We start from the raw sequence: 21717 nt of genomic DNA, 5'->3' as shown, positions 1-21717 counted from the left end.
ATGCAGATTTCGCAGATCCTGCACAAGATCGATTCCGGGGACATCGCCCTTCCGGAGTTCCAGCGCGGCTACGTCTGGACCCGTGACCAGGTTCGTGCGTTCTTCCAGTCGCTGTACCGCGGCTATCCGATCGGGGGGTTCCTCACCTGGAGCGCCAAGGCCGACAGCACAAGCACCCGCGGAGGCGGCCCGGAGAAGGACGGCACCGTACAACTGCTGCTCGACGGTCAGCAGCGGGTGACCACCCTCTACGGCGTCACCAAGGGACACTCACCTCGCTTTTTCGAGGGCAACCAGGCGGCACTGACCGGGCTGCACTTCCATCTGGAGACCGAGACCTTCGAGTTCTACGCACCGGCCAAGATGAAGGACAACCCTCTCTGGGTCGACGTCACCGCCCTTTTCCAGGGCGGTCTTGGCACGCTGCTGCCCTCCATCACCGCGCTGGCCGGAAGTGACGGGTCCCTGGTGGCGGCCTACATCGAGCGCCTGAACCGGATCACCCAGATCAAGGACCGCAACATCCACATCGAGGAGGTCACGGGTAAGGACATGACCATCGACGTCGTCGTGGAGATCTTCAACCGCGTCAACTCCGGCGGTACCAAGCTGTCCAAGGGCGATCTCGCGCTGGCAGCGATCTGCGCGTCCTGGCCCGACGCCCGCCCGACCATGAACACCGCTCTGAAGAACTGGTCGGACGCCGGTTTCGCCTTCAAGCTGGACTGGCTGCTCCGCAACGTCAACGCCGTCCTGACCGGTGAGGCCCAGTTCTCCAAACTGGGCGACGTCGAGATGCCGGAGTTCCGGACCGGCCTGAAACAGACCATCGAGTCCATCAGCTACCTGCTCAACGCCCTCGGCGGCCGCCTGGGCCTCGACCACGGGCGGGTACTGAACGGCCGGGCCGCCTTTCCCGTCATGAGCCGTCTGCTGCACCACCACTCCGGCAAGTTCCCCGACGCCATGACCCGCGACCGGCTCTTCTACTGGTTCATCCACAGCTTCCTCTGGGGTCGGCACACCGGCGCCACGGAGACCGCCCTCAACCAGGACCTCGAGGCGGTCGACGCCGGCGGGGTCGACCGGCTGATCGAGACTCTGCGGCAGGCCCGCGGCGGCCGGCTGGAGGTCCGGTCCGACGATTTCCAGGGGTCCAGCATGGGATCCCGTTTCTACCCGCTGCTCTACATGCTAACCCGGGTCCACGGGGCACAGGACCTGGGCAGCGGGGTCCCGCTGAAGGACGGCATGCTCGGAAAGCTCAGCTCCCTCCAGGTCCACCACATCTTCCCCAAGACCCTGCTCTACAAGCACGGCTACGACAGGGCCGAAGTCAACGCGGTCGCCAACTTCTGCTTCCTCACTCAGGACACGAACCTGCAGATCAGTGCCAAACGGCCGGAGGACTACCTGCCGGAGATCGCCCAGAAGGTTCCGGGTGCCCTCGAATCGCAGTGGATCCCGACCGACCCGGAGCTGTGGCGCATCGATGCCTACCGCTCGTTCCTCGCCGCCCGACGCGAACTCCTCGCCGAGGCTTCGAACAGATTCCTCACCAAACTGCTCGAGGGACCGTCTCCCGTCGGCTTGGCCGCATCCGGCCACACTACGGTCCTCAGGTCGGCCGCCGCTCCGGTACCCGCCGCTAACACGGACGAGGACATGCCCGGCCTGGCCCAGCTGCTGGAGGACCTGCGGCGGCAGGGCTTCGCCGAGCCCGAGCTGGACAGCGAGGTGACCGACCTGGTCCCCGGCAGCCCCGTCCTCGTGGCCACCGCGTTCTGGCCCCAGGGCCTGCAGGAGGAGGTGGGCGGCCCCGTGGTCCTCGTCCCGGAAACCACCCCGGACGAGCAGGCCGCCCTCGAGGCGAGTGACTACCGCGTCTTCCACAGCGTGGACGCCTTGCGGCGCTACGTCGGCAATCTTCACGAGGACCAGGCGGCGTGACAACGGCGGGGCTCACGACCACAGATCGCTGGGTCAGGGCGTGGCCACGTGATCCGGGCAGGCCGCCACACACCGGCCAACCGGACGCCCCTGTCACACTTGAACCGCCGACTTGTACAGGGGTAGCGGACGCGGCCGGGTTGGCCGCTCGTAGCGTGCCGTAGGACGCCGTGCCGGGTGACTCGTGAACCGTCTGCCGCTCTTCGGGGCCGGCTCTCCCCGGGTATGTCGCCGGTCCGGTGTCCGTCCGCGGTCTCACTCGACACAGGCGTGTCCGGGTCATCTGGTTCCGGAAGTCGGCGTGTCGACCGTGGCTGCCCTGTCGTCCGACCGTAAGGAGCACAGCCCCGTGATATTGCTGGTGTCGATCTCCACAAGTCCACCCACCACGCCACGGCAGTCGAGCCGGAATCGAATCAGCAGGTCGGCACGGTGCGGATCGAGGCCAGCCTGACGGAGTACCGGCGGCTGCCGGCCTGGGCCAAGCGGTGGCCGCAGCTCAAGTGGGCTGTGGAGAACGCCAACGGACTGGGCCGGCATCTCGCCCAGTGGCTCATCGCACGCGGCGAGAGCGTCGTCGCGTGGTCTGCCACGTCCTGGACCGGTACATCACCCGGGCCTTCGCCCCCGACCGGCTCACCGCCACCCTCGAAGCCCTCCCCCACGCCGGCGCCACAGCAATCACAGCAGGGACCCACACACCCGGGCAGGCCCAAGCACGCAAGACGGTCGAGGAGTGCGAGCGGCGCCTCGCCCGCTACCCGGCCGCCCTCGAAGCCGGCGCCGACCCCACCGTCGTCACCCAATGGATCAACGAGGCACAGGCGGACAAGGAGACAGCACGCAAGAAACTCGACCCGCCACCCGAAAGAAGAAAACTCCGCTCACAGCCGGCCAGATCCGCGAGATCACTGAGAAACTCGGGAACATCGCACAACGCGTGCACACCGTCGACGCCGAGAAGAAGGGCTCACTCTACGAAGAGCTCGGCATTACGGTCAGCTACAAACATGCAGGCAGAGCCACGACCGTAAGGTCGAGGCCCTCATCCGCGTATCGCTGTAACGAGTGTCCGAGGGGGGACTTGAACCCCCACGCCCGATAAAGGGCACTAGCACCTCAAGCTAGCGCGTCTGCCATTCCGCCACCCGGACCAGGTGTCTGCCGCCTTGCAGGAGGTGTTCCGCGCGGCGACAGAGACAACAATACCAAGGTTTCGGAGTGCCCTTCACCTGCGTTTCCGTCCCAGGTCGGGCCCGGGTGGGTGACGGAGGGTGCCCGCTATGTCACAACCACGGGCACCCCTCCGGCGGACGCCACCGGCGCCCTACGGCATCAGGTGGTACTCCGGGAAGTTCCCCGGCAGCCGCTCCCCCGCGGGGCCCTGCGTCACCGCCCGCACCAGCAGCTCGCCGCCCACGAAGGCGCCCCGCCAGGACGCGCCGAAGCCGCCGAACAGCTCGTCGCGGTCGCCCCGGGAGCGCGGCTTGCCGTGGCCGGTCTTGAAGGCGCGGATCTGCGGGGCCAGCCGTTCGTACGTCGCCCGGTCGTCCGTGGACAGGGTGGCGACCAGCGCGCCGTTGGACGCGTTCATGGCGGCCAGCAGCTCGGCCTCGGTGTCGACCAGGACGATGGTGTCGACCGGGCCGAAGGGTTCCGCGTGGTGCAGCGGGGAGGACGGCGGCGGGTTGAGGAGCGTGACCGGCTGGACGTACGCCGAGGTGTCCTGGCCGGGCAGGAAGCGCGCGTCGCCGAGCTTGCCGCGGTGCAGCGGAACGGCGCCGCGGTCGACGGCCTCGGCGACCTGGTCGTTCAGCTCCTTGGCCTTGGCGGCGTTGATCAGCGGTCCGAAGTCCAGCGCCGGGTAGGGGTCGTCGCGCTGGTCCACGGCGAGCGGGTGTCCGACCCTGAGCGTGCGCACCGCCGGGAGGTACGCCGCCAGGAACTCGTCGAACAGCGTGCGCTGGACGACGAAGCGCGGGTAGGCCGTGCAGCGCTGTTTGCCGTAGTCGAAGAGCTTGGGCACGACCGCGGTGAGCGTGTCCCAGTCCGAGTAGTTCCAGATGCCCCAGGTGTTGAGTCCCTCCTGTTCGAGGATGTGCCGCTTGCCGAGGTCGGCGACGGCCGTGGCCACCGCGGCGCCGGTGTCGCGGCCGCCGACGAAGGAGACGCAGCCGATCTCGGGCGCCCGTACCAGCACCTCGGACAGCTCGCCTCCGCTGCCGCTGACGAGGGTGACGGGCAGTCCCTCGCGGGCGGCGAGCGCACAGGCCAGGGTCAGACAGGCGACACCGCCGTCGGTCGGGGTCTTGGCGATGACCGCGTTGCCCGCCAGTGCCTGTACCAGCATGGCGTGAACGAGCACGCTCATCGGGTAGTTCCAGCTGGCGATGTTGGACACCGGCCCGTCGAGCGGGGCCCGCCCGGCGACCATCGGCTCGATGCCGTCGACGTACCAGCGGACCCCGTCGATGGCCCGGTCGACGTCCGCCTGCGCCAGCCGCCAGGGCTTGCCGATCTCCCAGACGAGCAGCAGCGCGAGCAGTTCACGATGCTCGGTGAGCGCGTCGAGGGTGGCGGCGACGCGGGCGCGGCGTTCGTCGAGCGGGACGTGCCGCCAGGTGCGGTGCTGGTCGAGCGAGGCGCGCACGGCCGCGTGGGCGGTGGCGCGGTCCAGGCGGGGCGGGCCCGCGATGGGGGTGCCGTCGACGGGCGTGGTGGCGGGCAGGGCGCGGCCGTCCGCCTGCCAGCCGGCGTTCCAGAGGTTGAGTACGCGGTCGTCCCGGAAGGCCTCGGGGGCGACGGCGAGGCAGCGTCGCCAGGCGTCGGCCCAGGCGGTGCCGGCTTTCAGGGTGAGGGCCTGCGGTCCGGTGCCGTGGGTACCGGGGGTGAGGGTGGGTGCCATCGTTTCGCTCCGCTCTCGGTGCACAGTCGGGCGGGAGGTGCATGGCTGCGCCGCGCAGGGCTCGCACTGCCGTGCGCGGCGCCGTACTTCGAGGGTGTCGCAGAAGGAAGCTACTGACGAGTCAAGAAGCGCGACAGTCACCGGCCGGCGACTATGAGTGACGTCACTTCGTGGCTTCCAGCGCGGCCAGCACCAGGCGGGCCGTCTCGGTCGGCGTGCTCCCCACCCGTACGCCGACCGACTCCAGCGCCTCCTTCTTCGCCTGCGCCGTGCCGGACGAGCCGGAGACGATGGCGCCGGCGTGTCCCATCGTCTTGCCCTCGGGAGCCGTGAAGCCGGCGATGTAGCCGACGACCGGCTTGGTGACGTGCTCGCGGACGTACGCGGCGGCCCGTTCCTCCGCGTCGCCGCCGATCTCGCCGATCAGCACGATCAGCTCGGTGTCGGGGTCGTCCTGGAAGGCGGCCAGGCAGTCGATGTGCGTGGTGCCGACGACCGGGTCGCCGCCGATGCCGACGCAGGTCGTGAAGCCGATGTCGCGCAGCTCGTACATGAGTTGGTAGGTCAGCGTGCCGGACTTCGACACCAGTCCGATCCGGCCGGGCTTGGTGATGTCGGCCGGGATGATGCCCGCGTTGGACTGGCCGGGGGTGATCAGGCCGGGGCAGTTGGGGCCGATGATCCGGGTGCCCTTCTGTCGCGCGTACGCCGTGAAGGCGACCGAGTCGTGGACCGGGATGCCCTCGGTGATGACGACCGCGAGGCCGATGCCGGCGTCGGCGGCCTCCACGACCGCCGCCTTGGCGAAGGCGGGCGGCACGAAGACGACCGTGACGTCCGCCCCGGTCGCCTCCATGCCCTCGCGCACCGAGCCGAAGACGGGCACCGCACGGTCGTCGAAGTCGACGGTGCGGCCCGCCTTGCGCGGGTTGACGCCGCCCACGACGTCGGTGCCGGCGGCGAGCATGCGCCGGGTGTGCTTCATGCCCTCGGCGCCGGTCATGCCCTGGACGAGGACCTTGCTCTCCTTGGTGAGGTAGATGGCCATGTCCGTCTCCTTAGGCGGCGTTGGCGAGCTCGGCGGCGGTGCGGGCGGCGCCGTCCATGGTGGTGACCTGCTGGACCAGGGGATGCGCGCGCTCGTCGAGGATCGCCCGGCCCCGCGCGGCGTTGTTGCCGTCGAGCCGGACGACCAGCGGCTTGGTCAGCCGGACGGTGTCCAGCGCCTGCACGATCCCGTCGGCGACCGCGTCGCATGCCGTGATGCCGCCGAAGACGTTGACGAAGACCGACTTCACGGCCGGGTCGGAGAGGATGACGGACAGGCCGTCGGCCATGATCCGGGCTGAGGCGCCGCCGCCGATGTCGAGGAAGTTGGCGGGGCGGGCGCCGCAGCCCGCGACGACGTCGAGCGTCGACATGACGAGTCCGGCGCCGTTGCCGATGATGCCGACCTCGCCGTCGAGCTTGACGTAGTTGAGGCCCCGCTCGGCGGCCACCGCCTCCAGCGGGTCGTCGTGCTCCGCGCCCTCGGCGCCCCAACGGGTCTGGCGGAAGCGGGCGTTGTCGTCCAGGGTGACCTTTCCGTCGAGCGCGAGGATCTGCCCCTGGGCGGTGCGGACCAGCGGGTTGACCTCGACGAGCAGGGCGTCCTCGCGGACCAGCACCTCCCACAGCCGTACGAGGACGTCGACGGTCTGCGGCGGCAGTCCGGCCGCCTCGGCGATCCGGCCGGCCGTGGCGGAGGTGACGCCCTCGGCCGGGTCGACGGGGATGCGCGCCACGGCCTCGGGCCTGCTCGCGGCGACCTCCTCGATGTCCATGCCGCCCTCCGCGGAGGCGATGGCGAGGAAGCGGCCGGCCGCCCGGTCGAGGACGTAGGAGACGTAGAACTCGGTCTCGATGTCGACGGGCTGGGCCAGCATCACCTTGCCGACCGTGTGGCCCTTGATGTCCATGCCGAGGATCTGGCGTGCCGTCAGTTCCGCCGCGGCCGGGTCGGCGGCGAGCTTCACGCCGCCCGCCTTGCCGCGCCCGCCCGTCTTGACCTGGGCCTTGACGACGACCCGGCCACCGAGCCGGCGGGCGATCTCACGCGCCTCCTTGGGTGAGTCGGTGACCTCGGCCCGCGGCACCAAGATGCCGTGTTCTGCGAAGAGTTCCCTTGCCTGGTGTTCGTACAGGTCCATCTCGGCTCCTGACTACTGAGTCATCCGGGGCGACGCCGAGACTCCCGAAAACTGCCGCACGCCCCCTGGACACCACCCACCGGATGCGGGATAACAAGCTTCATACAGTATTCGTCGACTGTATGCAATGTACCGCGAGAGCGTTCCAACCCCCTAGGAAGGGACAGGACTTCGCCATGCCCGACGACACCCAGGACGTCATTTCCGGCGGTCATCTCGTCGCCAAGGCCTTGAAGGCCGAGGGGGTCGACCGCATCTACACCCTGTGCGGCGGCCACATCATCGACATCTACGACGGCTGCGTCGACGAGGGCATCGAGGTCGTCGACGTCCGTCACGAGCAGGTCGCCGCGCACGCCGCCGACGGTTACGCGCGGATCACCGGCAAGCCGGGCTGCGCGGTCGTCACCGCCGGCCCGGGGACGACGGACGCCGTCACCGGAGTCGCCAACGCCTTCCGGGCGGAGTCGCCGATGCTGCTGATCGGCGGTCAAGGCGCCCTCACCCAGCACAAGATGGGGTCCCTCCAGGACCTGCCGCACGTCGACATGATGACGCCGATCACCAAGTTCGCGGCGGCCGTGCCGGACACGGCGCGCGCGGCGGACATGGTGTCGATGGCGTTCCGCGAGTGCTACCACGGTGCGCCCGGCCCCTCCTTCCTGGAGATCCCGCGCGACGTCCTCGACGCCAAGGTGCCGGTGGACAAGGCACGCGTGCCGAAGCCCGGCGCCTACCGCGCCTCGACCCGTTCGGCCGGCGACCCCGAGGCGATCGAGAAGCTCGCCGACCTGCTGGTGCACGCCGAGAAGCCCGCGATCCTGCTGGGCAGCCAGGTGTGGACGACCCGCGGCACCGAGGCCGCCATCGAGCTGGTGCGCACGCTGAACGTCCCGGCGTACATGAACGGCGCCGGCCGCGGCACCCTGCCGCCCGGCGACCCGCACCACTTCCAGCTGTCGCGCCGCTACGCCTTCTCCAACGCCGACGTCATCGTCATCGTCGGCACGCCCTTCGACTTCCGCATGGGCTACGGCAAGCGGCTGTCGCAGAGCGCGACCGTCGTGCAGATCGACCTCGACTACCGCACCGTCGGCAAGAACCGCGACATCGACCTCGGCATCGTCGGCGACGCGGGACTGGTACTGAAGTCGGTGACCGAGGCGGCCTCCGGGCGCGTCAACGGGGGCGCGTCCAAGCGCAAGGAGTGGCTCGACGAGCTGCGCGCCGCCGAGCAGACCGCGCTGGACAAGCGGCTGCCGCAGCTGCGCTCGGACGCCTCGCCGATCCACCCGTACCGGCTGGTCAGCGAGATCAACGACTTCCTCACCGAGGACTCGATCTACATCGGCGACGGCGGCGACATCGTCACCTTCTCCGGGCAGGTCGTGCAGCCCAAGTCACCGGGTCACTGGATGGACCCGGGCCCGCTGGGCACGCTCGGCGTCGGGGTGCCGTTCGTGCTCGCGGCCAAGCAGGCGCGGCCCGACAAGGAGGTCGTCGCCCTCTTCGGCGACGGCGCGTTCTCGCTCACCGGCTGGGACTTCGAAACCCTGGTCCGCTACGACCTCCCCTTCGTCGGCATCGTCGGCAACAACTCCTCCATGAACCAGATCCGCTACGGCCAGGCCGCGAAGTACGGCAAGGAGCGCGAGCGGGTCGGCAACACCCTCGGCGACGTCCACTACGACAAGTTCGCGCAGATGCTCGGCGGTTACGGCGAGGAGGTCCGGGACCCCGCCGACATCGGCCCGGCGCTCAGGCGCGCCCGCGAGTCCGGCAAGCCGTCGCTGATCAACGTCTGGGTCGACCCGGACGCGTACGCCCCCGGAACCATGAACCAGACCATGTACAAGTGAGGTGATCCGGTGACCGCAAAGGCTCTCGAAGGCATCCGCGTCCTGGACATGACCCATGTCCAGTCGGGGCCCTCCGCGACCCAGCTCCTCGCCTGGCTCGGCGCGGACGTCGTCAAACTGGAGGCGCCGACCGGTGACATCACGCGCAAGCAGTTGCGTGACCTCCCGGACGTCGACTCCCTCTACTTCACGATGCTCAACTGCAACAAGCGGAGCATCACCCTCAACACCAAGACCGAGCGCGGCAAGGAGCTCCTCACCGAGCTGATCCGGCGCTCCGACGTCATGGTCGAGAACTTCGGACCGGGCGCGGTCGACCGCATGGGCTTCACCTGGGACCGCATCCAGGAGATCAATCCGCGGATCGTCTATGCCTCCATCAAGGGGTTCGGCGACGGCCCGTACACCAACTTCAAGGCGTACGAGGTCGTCGCGCAGGCCATGGGCGGGTCGATGTCGACCACCGGCTTCGAGGACGGGCCGCCGCTGGCGACGGGGGCCCAGATCGGGGACTCGGGGACAGGTGTGCACGCCGTGGCGGGCATCCTCGCAGCGCTGTACCAGCGGGAGCACACCGGGCGCGGGCAGCGGGTGAACGTGGCCATGCAGCACGCGGTGCTCAACCTCTGCCGGGTGAAGCTGCGCGACCAGCAGCGCCTGGCACACGGCCCGCTCGCCGAATATCCCAACGAGGACTTCGGCGACGAGGTTCCCAGGTCCGGAAACGCGTCCGGCGGAGGACAGCCCGGCTGGGCGGTCAAGTGCGCGCCGGGCGGCCCCAACGACTACGTGTACGTCATCGTGCAGCCCGTCGGCTGGAAGCCGATCAGTGAGCTCATCGGCCGGCCCGAACTGGCCGACGACCCCGAGTGGTCGACGCCGGAGGCGAGGCTGCCCAAGCTCAACAAGATGTTCCAGCTGATCGAGGAGTGGTCCTCGAGCCTGCCCAAGTGGGAGGTGCTGGAGCGGCTCAACGCGCACAACATCCCGTGCGGGCCGATCCTGTCCACCAGGGAGATCATCGAGGACGCCTCGCTCGCCGCGAACGAGATGGTCGTCCGGGTCCCGCACCCCGAGCGCGGCGAGTTCGTGACCGTGGGCAGCCCGCTGAAGCTGTCCGACTCCCCCGTTGACGTGACCAGTTCGCCGCTGCTGGGCGAGCACAACGCGGAGGTGTACGTCGGCGAGCTCGGCCTCGGCGACGAGGAGCTGCGCCTGCTCAAGTCGAACGGAGTGATCTGACGTGATGGCCGAAGACCGGATGCTGAGGGTGCGCACGCTCCTCGACACCGTCCGGGCCGAAGGGCGTACGGCGCTGACCGCTCCCGAGGGCAAGGTGGTCGCGGACGCCTACGGGATCGCCGTGCCCGGCGAGGAGCTGGCGACCGACGTCGACGAGGCCGTCGCGTACGCGGCGCGGTTCTCCGGGCCCGTCGTCATGAAGATCGTCTCGCCCGACATCCTGCACAAGACCGACGCCGGCGGGGTGATCGTCGGAGTCGAGGGCGCCGCCGACGTACGGGCCGCGTTCCACACCATCGTCGACAACGCGCGCGCGTACGACGCGAACGCCCGTATCCAAGGCGTACAGGTGCAGGAACTGCTCCCAAAGGGGCAGGAGGTCATCGTCGGGGCGGTGACCGATCCGACGTTCGGGAAGGTGGTGGCCTTCGGGCTCGGCGGGGTGCTCGTGGAGGTGCTGAAGGACGTCACCTTCCGGCTCGCTCCGGTGGACGCCGACGAGGCGCTGTCCATGCTGGACTCGATCCGGTCGGCGGAGATCCTGCGCGGCGTGCGCGGCGCGGCGGGCGTGGACCGGTGGGCGATCGCCGAGCAGATCCGCCGGGTGTCCCAACTCGTCACGGACTTCCCGGAGATCGCCGAGGTGGACCTCAACCCGGTGATCGCCACCCCGGAGGGCGCGGTCGCCGCGGACATCCGGGTGATCCTGTCCGAGGCGCCGGTGAAGCAGCGCCGCCGCTACACGCGCGAGGAGATCCTCACGTCCATGCGCCGGCTGATGCAGCCGCGCGCGGTCGCCGTGATCGGGGCCTCCAACGAACAGGGCAAGATCGGCAACTCGGTGATGCGCAACCTCATCGACGGCGGTTTCTCCGGGGAGATCCACCCGGTGAACCCCAAGGCCGATGACATTCTGGGCCGCAAGGCGTACAAGAGTGTCACGGACGTTCCCGGTGAGGTGGATGTGGCCGTGTTCGCCATCCCCGCCAAGTTCGTGGCCGCTGCGCTGGAGGAGGTGGGGCGCAAGGGGATCCCGAACGCCGTGCTCATTCCCTCCGGGTTCGCGGAGACCGGCGAGCACGAACTCCAGGCGGAGATCGTGGCGATCGCCGAACGCCACGGCACCCGGCTGCTCGGCCCGAACATCTACGGCTACTACTCCACCTGGCAGGACCTGTGCGCCACGTTCTGCACGCCGTACGACGTCAAGGGCGGCGTCGCGCTGACCTCGCAGTCGGGCGGCATCGGCATGGCCATCCTGGGCTTCGCCCGCACCACCAAGACGGGCGTGTCGGCGATCGTGGGCCTCGGCAACAAGTCGGACCTGGACGAGGACGACCTGCTGACCTGGTTCGGCGAGGACCCGCACACCGAGTGCATCGCCATGCACCTGGAGGACCTGAAGGACGGCCGCGCCTTCGTGGAGGCGGCGCGCGAGACCGTGCCGAAGAAACCGGTGGTGGTCCTGAAGGCGGGCCGCACGGCGGCGGGCGCGAAGGCCGCCGGCTCGCACACCGGCGCCCTCGCGGGCGACGACGCGGTGTACGACGACATCCTGCGGCAGGCGGGCGTCATCCGGGCACCCGGGCTGAACGACATGCTGGAGTACGCACGCGCGTTGCCGGTGCTTCCCACCCCCAAGGGCGACAACGTCGTGATCATCACCGGGGCCGGCGGCAGCGGCGTGCTGCTCTCCGACGCGGTGACCGACAACGGCCTGTCCCTGATGGAGATCCCGCCGGACCTGGACGAGGCGTTCCGCACGTTCATCCCGCCCTTCGGAGCCGCGGGCAACCCGGTGGACATCACCGGCGGCGAGCCGCCGTCGACGTACGAGGCGACGATCCGGCTGGGCCTTCAGGATCCGCGCATCCACGCGCTCGTCCTCGGCTACTGGCACACCATCGTCACCCCTCCCATGGTCTTCGCCGAACTCACCGCGCGCGTGGTGGCCGAGTTCCGCGAGCGCGGGATCGAGAAGCCGGTCGTGGCGTCGCTCGCGGGCGACGTCGAGGTCGAGAAGGCGTGCCAGTACCTCTACGAGCGGGGCGTCGTGGCGTACCCGTACACGACGGAGCAGCCGGTGGCCGTGCTGGGCGCGAAGTACCGGTGGGCGCGCGCGGCGGGGCTGTTGGGGGGCGGTTCATGACGTGAGGTGAGGGGGGAGCCGGCCGACGGTGCGCGTCGGCCGGCCCCGGGACCCGCGCGCGCACGAAAGGCATTGGACAGGGGGCGCTGGCCAGAACTTTCGACGCAAGGGGTGCAACACATCGTGACAACTACTGACGTTCCACAGGTCGTCTCCTACCGGGAGGTGACCGACAAGAACGGACGCGTCTATCGGGTCGGTGAGTCCGACATCGACATCATGGGGCGCAAACGCAAGTGGATGGTGATCCTGCCCTGGGTGGGCATGATGGGCATCTCCTCCGCGGAATACGCGTTCGCGTCCGCCGAAGAGACGATCCACCAGGCCCACCACTGGTCCGAGAACAGCATCTTCTGGATGCTGAGCGTCTGGGTGTTCTTCCAGGCCGCGGTGGCCTTCCCCGCGGGACGGCTGCGTGAGACCGGCAAGCTGCCCGCGCGCTGGGCGATGATGCTGGGCGCGGTCGGCACGCTGATGGGCTATCTGTCACTGGCCTACGCACCGCACGTCATACTGGCCTTCGTCGGCTTCGGTATGTTCAGCGGTATGGGCGCGGGCATGGTGTACGCCACCTGCGTCAACATGGTCGGCAAGTGGTATCCGGAGCGAAAGGGCGGCAAGACCGGCTTCGTCAACGGCGGCTTCGCCTACGGCTCGGTGCCCTTCGTCTTCCTGTTCACCACGGTGATGGACCTCTCCAACTTCAAGGTCATTCTGGTCACCGTCGGCTGCTTCCTCGCGCTGACGGTCGCCGTCGCCGGCTTCTTCTTCCAGGACCCGCCGAAGAACTGGTGGCCTCCCCACATCGACCCGCTCAACCCGCCGGACGATCCTCGCGCACGCCGTTCCCTGGAGAAGAACCCGCCGGCCGTCCACCAGTACAGCCCTTCGGAGGCCTGGAAGACCGGCCGTGTGGCGCTCATGTGGTTCTGTCTCGCCTGCACCTCGGGGGTGAACATCTTCGGTATCGCCTTCCAGGTCGAGATCGGCGAGCACGCGGGATTCGCCGCCGGAATCGTGGCCACGGCCATGTCACTCAAGGCGATCGTCAACGGCACCGGACGCGGCGTCATCGGCTGGCTCTCCGACCTGTACGGCCGCAAGCAGTGCCTGCTGTACGTCTGTGTCATCCTCGGCCTCGCCCAGTTCGGCATCATCTGGTCGGCCGAGATCAAGAACCTGCCGCTGTTCCTGTTCTTCTCCGCGGTCTCCGGCTTCGGTGGCGGCGCCATCTTCCCGATGTTCGCGGCGATGACCGCGGACTACTTCGGGGAGAACAACAACGCGACCAACTACGGCATGGTGTACAGCTCCAAGCTGGTCTCCGGCCTTGGCTCCGGCATGGGAGCCGTCGTCGTGACGGCCTGGGGCCTCAACGGCGCCTTCATCCTGGCCGGCTCCATCTCGTTCTTCGCCGGCTTCGTGGCGCTGTTCCTCAGCCCGCCGGGACGGCCCAAGAACAAGCGCATCACGCCCAACCCGCAGCCTCTCGGCGAGGAGACGGCCTGACCGGACGCGTTCGCGACGCCGCACACCGTCCCTGCCCCGCACCGACCGACTCGAGAGTTTCGTGCACACGGACCGGGCGGCCCTTCCCGCAGCACGCGGGAAGGGCCGCCCGGTCCGTCGTGCGGTTCAGTGGCGCCGCTTGCGCAGGGCCGCCATGTTGTCGTAGCCGATCTTGGCCTCGCGCAGCGACTGGCCGGGGTCGGTGGCGCTCGGGGCGTTGTCGTCCTCGATCATCGGGTTGTGGTAGTTGCGCTGCCCGACCCGGGAGAAGAACGTCGTGTAGTCGATGACGCCGGTGCCGAAGGGCACCATCTCGTACCCCATGCCGTTGGTCGTGCTGACGACGCCGTCCTTGGCGTGGAACAGCGGGTAGCGCTTGTTGTTGCGGGCGACCAGACCCGCCGGGTCGAAGACGCTCCTGCGGGTGGAGCCGTCGTGGGCGGTGTACGTGTGGAACTTGTACTGGGCGACGTGCGCCCAGAAGATGTCCATCTCCAGCCAGACGACCCTCGGGTCGGTGATCCGCAGGAAGTACTCCAGCTTCCGGATGCCTGAGCTGCGGGTCGGCCGGCCCTGGTCGTCCAGCGGACCGCCGTCGAGCAGGAAGCCGTACGCGCTGTCGTGGTTGTGGGTGTAGAGCTTGATGCCCTCCCGCCGGGCGATCTCGCCGAGGGCGTTCCACTTGTCGGCGGCCACGTCCCAGTCGGCGCGGTAGGAGCTGCCGGTGGGGTCGCCACCGGTGCCCATGTGGTCCATGCCGATGATGTTGGCGATCTCCAGGTGCTTCTTGAAGGTGTCCAGGTCCGCCGTGGTCAGCGGCCAGGACGGCGGGATGAAGCCGTGGTTGCCCTGGGCGCGCAGCCCGTATTCGTCGAGCCAGGAACGCAGCAGCCTGGCGCCCTCGACGGTTTCCAGGTTGGCGCCGCCGGGCGCGTTCGCGTGCTGGCGGTAGCCCGCGAACTCCACCTGGCGGTAGCCGTGGCGGGCCAGTTGCTGGAACACCTCGCGGAAGCCGGAGGGCAGGTCGGTGGAGAGGGGGTCGCGGCCGGTGGCGTCCCGGACGGTGTAGAGGATGATGCCGCGCTTGTGCGGCGGGACGAGCACCTGCCCGCCGTGGTCGTGGTCTCTGTCCTGGTCCTGGGCCAGGGCGGGGGCCGCGCCGAAGACGGGGGCGGCGACGGCTCCGGCCGCCACGGCGGTGCAGGTGCTGAGGAACCGGCGCCGGTTCACGCCGAGGCTGCGGCGCAGTCCCTCGTCCGGGGAGTCGGCGGCGGATGCGGCGGCCTCGGTGCGGGAGGGGTCGGAGTGCAGGGTCACGAGTGTCTGCCTTTCCGGTCGTGGCCGGTTCCGGTGCCGCCGGGACCGGCCATTGTCAGTGCCGTGTGTTTCACTCTCGGTAGCTGGATCTCGGAGGTCGCACGTGGTGGTGCGTCAGCCGAGACCGGCCAGGTGGAGCAGCAGTGACTTCACGTCGGTGGCCGCCACACGGTCACCGACGGCGCGGGGGGTGGAGCAGATGAGGAGCGGACCGTCGTCGTCGCTCGCGGGAAGGCGGCCGTGGCTGCCTCGAATAGGTGAGGGATCCAGCGGCACGACCGCCATGCGGTAGCGCATGCCGAGCTTCTTCCGGGCCAGCGCGGTGGCCGCCTTCACCTTGACGTAGGGGTCGAGGGGATCCATGAACAGTTCGACCGGGTCGTAGCCGGGTTTGCGGTGGATCTCGACGAGCTGCGCGAAGTCGGGCGCCCGGGCGTCGTCGAGCCAGTAGTAGTACGTGAACCAGGCGTCCGGCTCCGCGACGGCGACCAGCTCGCCGGCCCGCGGATGGTCGAGGTGGTGGGCCTTCTTGCCCTCGTCGTCGAGGAGGTGCTCGATGCCGGGCAGTCCGTCGAGCGCCGCGCGGGTCGCGTCGAGGTCCTCGGGGCGGCGCACGTAGACGTGGGCGATCTGGTGGTCGGCGACGGCGAACGCCCGGGACGCCATCGGGTCGAGGTACTCCATGCCGTCCTGGGTGTGCACTTCCAGCAGGCCGGCGCGGCGCAGTGCGCGGTTGATGTCGACGGGCCGGCTCACCCGGGTGATGCCGTACTCGGAGAGCACGACGACGGTACGGCCCTCCGCGCGGGCGTCGCCCAGCAGGGGAGCCACGGCCGCGTCCAGGTCGGCGGCGGCCCTCAGGGAACGCGGGTCGTCGGGGCCGAAGCGTTGCAGGTCGTAGTCGAGGTGAGGGAGGTAGCACAGGGCCAGGTCGGGGTGCCGGGTGCGCAGGATGTGACGGGTCGCGTCGATGATCCACCGGCTGGAGACGAGATCGGCTCCGGGGCCCCAGAAGTGGAACAGCGGGAAGGTGCCGAGCTCCTCGGTGAGTTCGTCGTGGAGGTCCGGCGGGCGGGTGTAGCAGTCGGGTTCCTTGCGGCCGTCGGCGTAGTAGATCGGACGGGGGGTGACGGTGATGTCGGTGTCGGCGCCCATGGCGTACCACCAGCAGATGTTGGCGACCGTGTAACCGGGGTGGGCGCGGCGGGCGGCGTCCCAGAGCTTGTCGCCGGCGACCAGACCGTTGTGCTGGCGCCACAGCAGGACGTCGCCGAGTTCGCGGAAGTACCAGCCGTTGCCGACGATACCGTGCTCGGAGGGCATGGTGCCGGTCAGGAACGTGGACTGGGCGGCGCAGGTGACGGCGGGCAGGACGGTGCCCAGTGGGGCGTGGGAGCCGGACTGGGCGAGGGTCTTCAGGTGGGGCATGTGGTCGAGGAGACGGGGGGTGAGGCCCACGACGTCGAGGACGAGGAGCGGGGTGGGGCGCGCTGTGCCGGGGGCGTTCACGGCAGCTCCTTCAGTCCGAGGTCCGTCAGCAGGTCGCGGGCGAGGGTGAGTTCGGCCGCGATGCCGTCCGTGAGGTGGTTGCGGGCGCGGGGCCGCAACTGCGGTGGGAGGGCCTGCCAGGTGTAGGTCTCGACCTCCAGGTGGTGGGTGAGCGGGCCGGGGCCGCCGACGAGGCGGGCCAGCGCGGTCTTCAGCACGTCGAGCGTGGAGGTGAGGGGCGCGGCGGGGGCCGCGTGCAGCGGGACGTGGAAGTGGGCCCGCCAGGGCGAGGCGTCGGGCAGGGCGTCGTCCATGAGGGCCGGGCCGAGGTCGTCGGTGCCGCGCAGGCCGGCGGCGGTGGCGGTGCGGGTCTGGTGCAGGAAGCGGGGTTCGTCGAACGCGGCGAGGGCTCGGCGGACCTCGGGGAGATGGGGGTGTTCGGCGTGCAGTGCGGCGGAGAGCTGCGACTTGACGACGGGAACACCGGCCTGGACGAGGGCGTCGAGGGCGGTGCGCGGGTCCTCGAAGGAGGTGGCGAGGTGGCAGGTGTCGACGCAGATGCCGATGCGGTGGTGGGCGATCGCGGTCAGCGGGGCGATGGCGTCGCCGGTGGTCTCGATGACACACCCGGGTTCCGGTTCCAGGCCGACGCGGATGGAGCGGCCGGTCAGCTCCCGCAGGGCGTCCAGGCGTTCGCCGAGGGTGCGCAGCGCGGTGTGCGCGGCGTCGGCCCGCCGGCTGTCCTGCGCGGTGCGCCAGGCGAGCGGGAGGGTGGAGATGCTGCCCTCGGTGACGTCGTCGGGGAGGAGGCCTGCGAGGAGGCGGGCGAGGGCGGTGGTGTGGTCGAGGCGCTCGGGGTCGGCCCAGTCCGGCCGGTACACGCGGTACTTGACCTCTTCGGCGCCGAAGCCCTCGTACGGGAAACCGTTGAGGGTGACGACCTCGAGGCCGCGCCGGTCGAGTTCGGTGCGCAGGGTGCGCAGCGCGGACGGGTCGGTGACGAGGGCGCGGGCGGCGTCCCTGGCGAGCCACAGGCCGATGCCGAGCCGGTCGCGTCCGAGGCGGCGGCGGACGGGTTCGCAGTGGTCGCGGAGCTGGGCGAGGACACCGTCGAGGGTCTCGGCGGGGTGGACGTTGGTGCAGTAGGCCAGGTGCACCGTGGAGCCGTCGGGGTGGCGGAAGCGCATGGCTCACTCCCCGCCGCGCAGGATGGAATTGCCCTCGTGGGTGGCGTCGGTCGCGGTGATGTCCAGGTTCAGCCGGCCGCTGATCCCGTAGAACGCGACGGGGTTGCGCCACAGCACCTGGTCGACGTCGTCCTCGGTGAAGCCCTCGGCCAGCATGAGATCGCCGACCTTGCGGGTCTTGAGGGGGTCGCTGCGCCCCCAGTCGGCGGCGGAGTTCACCAGGACCTGCTCCGGGCCGTGGGCGCGCAGGATCGCGACCATCCGGTCCTCGTCCATCTTGGTGTCCGGATAGACGGAGAAGCCCAGCCAGCAGCCGCTGTCCTTGGCCTCCTTGACGGTGGTCTCGTTGAGGTGGTCGAGCAGGACGCGCTCCGGCGGCAGGGCGGACTCCCGCACCAGGTCGAGGGTGCGGCGCAGACCGGCCGCCTTGTCGCGGTGGGGGGTGTGCACGAGCGCGGGCAGCTCGTGGTCGGCGGCGAGCTGGAGCTGGGCCGCGAGGGCGGTGTCCTCGGCCGGCGTCATCGAGTCGTAGCCGATCTCGCCGACGGCCACGACCTGGTCCTTGACGAGATAGCGGGGCAGTTCGTCGAGGACGGGGCGGCAGCGCGGGTCGTTCGCCTCCTTGGGGTTCAGGGCGATCGTGCAGTGGTGGGCGATGCCGTACTGGGCGGCGCGGAAGGGCTCCCAGCCGAGGAGGGAGTCGAAGTAGTCGAAGAAGGTGGCGGGCGAGGTGCGGGGCTGGCCCAGCCAGAAGGCGGGTTCGACGACGGCACGGACGCCGGCGGCGTGCATGGCCTCGTAGTCGTCGGTGGTCCGGGACGTCATGTGGATGTGGGGGTCGAAGATGCGCATCAGGACTCCTTGCCGTGGGGGGTGTCCGATCCGTCCGCTCCGTGCGGTGCCGGCGCGGGCTCGGTCAGGGCCAGGACGCGGTGCAGGTCCTCGGGTACGGGACGGCCCGCGGCGGTCCGTTCGGCGGCGTAGTCACCGAGCATGCGGGCGAGTTCGGCGTCGGCACGGGCACGGCGTTGCAGCTCGGCGACGTGGTCGACGGGGACGCCGGTGAACAGGCACTTCAGTACGGCGTGACGCCAGGCGTGGGCATCGAGGTGCCGGGCGGCGTAGGGGCCGACGGCGGCGGCGACGAGCCGGGTGTCGTTGGTGCGCAGGGCGTCCTCGATCAGCGGGAGCGCGTCCGCGCCGGGCACCAGGTGGGGCAGGGAGTACAGGACGGCGCGGCGCTCGGCGGCGGTGCCCTGGCGGTAGACGCGGCTGAGCGCGGCCGGGTCGGCGTCGGCGGCGTTCAGGACCAGCACCCGGGCGGCGTCGGCGTACTCGTCCCCGCAGCGCCGGCCCGCCTCGGCGACGCGCAGCTCCCACACGGAGATGGGGCCGTGCGTGCCGGGGTGGGCGGCGGCCTCGGCGAGGGCCTGGTCGAGCCAGGCGCGGGCCGCCCCGGGGAGGTGGGCGTCGAGGTGCGTGTGCAGGGCTTCGAGGGGGGTGCGGGCGGGATCGGAGGGGTCGACGGTGTCGGTGCGCGTCGTCGCGTCGCCGGTTCTCGCCGCCGGGGTCGCCGGGCCGGCGTGGGGCTGCTTCACGGGGTGCTCCCTTCAGGGGTGGCGGAGGGTTCGCCGAGGGGGGAGACGGGCCGCGTCGGTGGTGGGACCGGCCCGTCGGGTGGCGCGGCGGCGCGCAGGAACGGCAGGGAGAGCCCGGCGTGGTGCGGTCCCGCGTGGGAGTGGCGGGGCAGTTCGACGACGGTCAGGCCCTGGTAGCCGGTGGCGGCGAGGGCCTCAAGGACGGGCGGGAAGTCGATCTCGCCCTCGCCGAAGGGGAGGTGTTCGTGGACGCCGCGGCGCATGTCCTCGATCTGGACATGCCGCAGCCAGGGTCCGGCGGCGCGTACGCAGTCGGCGGGAGGCAGGGGTTCGAGGCACTGGCAGTGGCCGATGTCGAGGGTGAGACCCAGGAGGCCGGGGTCGCCGAGGGTGCGGCGCAGCCGGTGAAAGTCGTCGAGGGTGGCGAGGAGGTGACCGGGCTCGGGCTCGACGGCGAGCGGGACGCCGGCGGCGTCCGCGGCGTCCAGGACGGGGCCGAGGCTGTCGGCGAGGCGTTTCCAGGCCGTGTCCTCGTCCGTGCCGGGCGGGAGGATCCCGCTGAAGCAGTGCACGGCGTGCGCGCCGAGGTCGGCGGCGACCCGGACGGCCCGCAGCAGCAGGTCGACGCGGCGGGCGCGGTCGTCGGCGTCCGGGTCCAGGAGGGAGGGGCCGTGTTTGCGGCGCGGGTCGAGCACATAGCGGGCGCCCGTCTCCACGGTGACGCCCAGCCCGAGCGCGGCGAGCCGGCGGGCGACTCGTTCGGTGCGGGCGGGCAGGTCCGAGGCGAGGGGGTCGAGGTGCATGTGGTCGAGGGTCAGGCCGACGCCGTCGTAGCCGAGGTCGGCGAGCAGGGCGAGGGCGTCGTCGAGGCGGAGGTCGGCGAGGCCGTTGGTGCCGTAGCCGAAGCGGAGCGGATGGGACGGGGCTTGGGCACGGGCAGGGGCTTGGGCGTGGGAAGGGGGATGGGGAGGGGGAGGGGCCGACGGTTCGCCGGGGTCGTGCGCCGGGTGGGACCGGGTGCTCACGTGATGCTCACCTTCCTCGCGTACTTCCGCCCGATCGGGGCGAGCGCGGCGATGGCCACGGCGGTGAGGCCGGCGCCGGCGCGGGCGGCGAGCGCGGCCTGGAGGGGGATCGTGGCGCGGATGCCGCCGCCGACGGCCCGCTGGGTGAGCGGGGGTGAGGGGTTGAGGACGGCATGACCGTACGGGCGGCCTGCGGTGGCGGCGTAGGCGGTGGCGAGGGCGGTGCGCAGGACGCCGTCGAGCGACGGGCGGACCCGGTCGTCTCCGGGCGACACGGCATCGGGGGTCGCGGCACCGGGAGGTGCGGAACCGGGCGACACGGCACCGGGAGGTGCGGGCGTCGCGGGGCGGGCCGCGCCGCGTGCCACGACCCCGCTGAGCAGGGCGGTCGCGGCCAGGGCGGCCAGGGGCGGCAGGGACGAACCTCCCTGGGTCTCCCGGCGGGAGACCACGGTCACCGCGAGGGTGTGGGTGCCGAGGAGGGCGGCGGAGGGCAGGGCCCCGCCGGGGCGGCCGGTGGTGGCGGCCGCGCCCAGCAGGTGGTCCAGGCCCCGGGCGGCGGCCATGGCCACCGGGCCGGCCGGGGTGTGCTTCAGGGCGAGGTCGTACGCCCAGACGGTGGCCGCGAGAGGGGCGGCGACGGCCAGGGCGGGGCGGCCTGCGCGGGCGGCGAGGGCGAGCCCGGCGGCGGTCAGGGCACAGGACGCCGCGAGGGCGGCGGCGGGCCGGATGCGGCCGGAGGGCAGGGGGCGGCCGGGGCGTTCGGCGGCGTCCTCCTCGCGGTCCGCCCAGTCGTTGAGGGCCATGCCGGCCTCGTAGAGGCAGAGGGAGGAGGCGATGGCGAGCGCGGTGCGCGCGTTGGGCCGGGCGCCGGTGGCGACGGCACCGCTCAGGGCGTCGCCGGGCACGGTGAACAGGGCGGGGAGCCGCAGGAGTTCGGCCCAGGCGCGGCTACGGCTCATGGCCGCTCTCCCCGGGACGCCTCGCCCTGGACCTGCCGCTCGGTCGTCTCCACCCGGGCGACCGCGACCGCGTCCACGGCGGCACCGCCCGGCTCGCTACCGGCATCGCCCGGCTCCAACCCAGCGCCACCCGTCTCGGTACCGGCACCGCCCGTATCCAACCCGGTGGCACCAGCCCCCGAACCGGCACTCCCCGTCCCCACACCGACAGCACCAGCCCCCGAACCGGCACCCCCCGTCCCCACACCGACAGCACCAGCCCCCGAACCGGCACCCCCCGTCCCCACACCGACAGCACCAGCCCCCGAACCGGCGCCACCTGTCTCCCCACCGAGGC

Annotated in this window: 15 protein-coding genes and 1 tRNA gene; 5 read left to right on the top strand and 11 right to left on the bottom strand. The window is 70.9% G+C overall.

Annotation, left to right across the window (positions count from 1 at the left end; translation table 11 throughout):
- On the top strand, positions 1–1950 hold the full coding sequence (locus IPT68_RS30885) for a GmrSD restriction endonuclease domain-containing protein (protein ID WP_189698160.1): 1950 nt from the start codon (positions 1–3) through the stop codon (positions 1948–1950).
- A 1069-nt stretch (positions 1951–3019) separates the two neighbouring features.
- Here IPT68_RS30885 and IPT68_RS30880 read toward each other — a convergent pair.
- From IPT68_RS30880 to sucC, 4 genes are all read right to left on the bottom strand, one after another.
- Positions 3020–3104 (bottom strand) — tRNA-Leu (locus IPT68_RS30880).
- A gap of 173 nt (positions 3105–3277) precedes the next feature.
- Entirely contained in the window at positions 3278–4855 is a 1578-nt protein-coding gene (locus IPT68_RS30875) for an aldehyde dehydrogenase family protein (protein ID WP_189698161.1), read from the bottom strand.
- Positions 4856–5018: 163 nt separating this feature from the next.
- Positions 5019–5903, bottom strand: a complete 885-nt coding sequence (gene sucD, locus IPT68_RS30870; protein ID WP_189698162.1) for a succinate--CoA ligase subunit alpha — start codon at positions 5901–5903, stop codon at positions 5019–5021.
- 10 nt (positions 5904–5913) lie between these two features.
- Entirely contained in the window at positions 5914–7044 is a 1131-nt protein-coding gene (gene sucC / locus IPT68_RS30865) for an ADP-forming succinate--CoA ligase subunit beta (protein WP_189698163.1), read from the bottom strand.
- A gap of 176 nt (positions 7045–7220) precedes the next feature.
- On the opposite strand from sucC, the gene IPT68_RS30860 reads away from it, so the two are divergent.
- The 4 genes from IPT68_RS30860 (at position 7221) to IPT68_RS30845 (ending at position 13803) form a co-directional block, all read left to right on the top strand.
- Positions 7221–8903 carry a thiamine pyrophosphate-binding protein gene (locus tag IPT68_RS30860; RefSeq protein ID WP_189698164.1) on the top strand — a complete coding sequence of 561 codons (1683 nt, stop codon included), beginning with the start codon at positions 7221–7223 and terminating at the stop codon, positions 8901–8903.
- 48 nt (positions 8904–8951) lie between these two features.
- Positions 8952–10145 carry a formyl-CoA transferase gene (frc, locus tag IPT68_RS30855; RefSeq protein ID WP_229818422.1) on the top strand — a complete coding sequence of 398 codons (1194 nt, stop codon included), beginning with the start codon at positions 8952–8954 and terminating at the stop codon, positions 10143–10145.
- A gap of 4 nt (positions 10146–10149) precedes the next feature.
- On the top strand, positions 10150–12294 hold the full coding sequence (locus IPT68_RS30850) for an acetate--CoA ligase family protein (protein WP_189698266.1): 2145 nt from the start codon (positions 10150–10152) through the stop codon (positions 12292–12294).
- Between the two features lie 123 nt (positions 12295–12417).
- On the top strand, positions 12418–13803 hold the full coding sequence (locus IPT68_RS30845; RefSeq protein ID WP_189698166.1) for an OFA family MFS transporter: 1386 nt from the start codon (positions 12418–12420) through the stop codon (positions 13801–13803).
- Positions 13804–13929: 126 nt separating this feature from the next.
- On the opposite strand, the gene IPT68_RS30840 is transcribed toward IPT68_RS30845, so the two are convergent.
- The 7 genes from IPT68_RS30840 to IPT68_RS30810 form a co-directional block, all read right to left on the bottom strand.
- Complete coding sequence (locus IPT68_RS30840) at positions 13930–15120, bottom strand: sugar phosphate isomerase/epimerase family protein (protein WP_194074027.1); 1191 nt, start codon at positions 15118–15120, stop codon at positions 13930–13932.
- A 114-nt stretch (positions 15121–15234) separates the two neighbouring features.
- Positions 15235–16629 carry a nucleotide pyrophosphatase/phosphodiesterase family protein gene (locus IPT68_RS30835; protein WP_189698168.1) on the bottom strand — a complete coding sequence of 465 codons (1395 nt, stop codon included), beginning with the start codon at positions 16627–16629 and terminating at the stop codon, positions 15235–15237.
- The gene (gene eboE / locus IPT68_RS30830; protein WP_189698169.1) at positions 16626–17795 is read right to left on the bottom strand and encodes a metabolite traffic protein EboE; all 1170 of its coding nucleotides are present in this window, start codon (positions 17793–17795) and stop codon (positions 16626–16628) included. The genes IPT68_RS30835 and eboE overlap by 4 nt, the downstream gene beginning before the upstream one ends.
- A gap of 3 nt (positions 17796–17798) precedes the next feature.
- Complete coding sequence (locus tag IPT68_RS30825; protein WP_189698170.1) at positions 17799–18647, bottom strand: TatD family hydrolase; 849 nt, start codon at positions 18645–18647, stop codon at positions 17799–17801.
- Entirely contained in the window at positions 18647–19393 is a 747-nt protein-coding gene (locus IPT68_RS30820) for an EboA domain-containing protein (RefSeq protein ID WP_189698171.1), read from the bottom strand. Before IPT68_RS30820 ends, IPT68_RS30825 begins: the two co-directional genes overlap by 1 nt.
- Entirely contained in the window at positions 19390–20418 is a 1029-nt protein-coding gene (locus IPT68_RS30815) for a sugar phosphate isomerase/epimerase family protein (protein WP_189698172.1), read from the bottom strand. Before IPT68_RS30815 ends, IPT68_RS30820 begins: the two co-directional genes overlap by 4 nt.
- Positions 20415–21380, bottom strand: a complete 966-nt coding sequence (locus IPT68_RS30810; RefSeq protein ID WP_189698173.1) for an SCO3242 family prenyltransferase — start codon at positions 21378–21380, stop codon at positions 20415–20417. Before IPT68_RS30810 ends, IPT68_RS30815 begins: the two co-directional genes overlap by 4 nt.
- Between the last annotated feature and the right edge of the window lie 337 nt (positions 21381–21717).

The organism is Streptomyces chromofuscus (assembly GCF_015160875.1).
GTDB lineage: Bacteria > Actinomycetota > Actinomycetes > Streptomycetales > Streptomycetaceae > Streptomyces > Streptomyces chromofuscus.
This window is presented reverse-complemented; position numbering and strand designations above follow the sequence as displayed.

Coding starts and splice junctions, on each gene's coding strand:
- IPT68_RS30885 (WP_189698160.1), top strand. CDS start 1: ATGCAGATTTCGCAGATCCTGCACAAGATCGATTCCGGGGACATCGCC.
- IPT68_RS30875 (WP_189698161.1), bottom strand. CDS start 4,855: ATGGCACCCACCCTCACCCCCGGTACCCACGGCACCGGACCGCAGGCC.
- sucD (WP_189698162.1), bottom strand. CDS start 5,903: ATGGCCATCTACCTCACCAAGGAGAGCAAGGTCCTCGTCCAGGGCATG.
- sucC (WP_189698163.1), bottom strand. CDS start 7,044: ATGGACCTGTACGAACACCAGGCAAGGGAACTCTTCGCAGAACACGGC.
- IPT68_RS30860 (WP_189698164.1), top strand. CDS start 7,221: ATGCCCGACGACACCCAGGACGTCATTTCCGGCGGTCATCTCGTCGCC.
- frc (WP_229818422.1), top strand. CDS start 8,952: ATGACCCATGTCCAGTCGGGGCCCTCCGCGACCCAGCTCCTCGCCTGG.
- IPT68_RS30850 (WP_189698266.1), top strand. CDS start 10,150: ATGGCCGAAGACCGGATGCTGAGGGTGCGCACGCTCCTCGACACCGTC.
- eboE (WP_189698169.1), bottom strand. CDS start 17,795: ATGCGCTTCCGCCACCCCGACGGCTCCACGGTGCACCTGGCCTACTGC.
- IPT68_RS30825 (WP_189698170.1), bottom strand. CDS start 18,647: ATGCGCATCTTCGACCCCCACATCCACATGACGTCCCGGACCACCGAC.
- IPT68_RS30810 (WP_189698173.1), bottom strand. CDS start 21,380: ATGAGCCGTAGCCGCGCCTGGGCCGAACTCCTGCGGCTCCCCGCCCTG.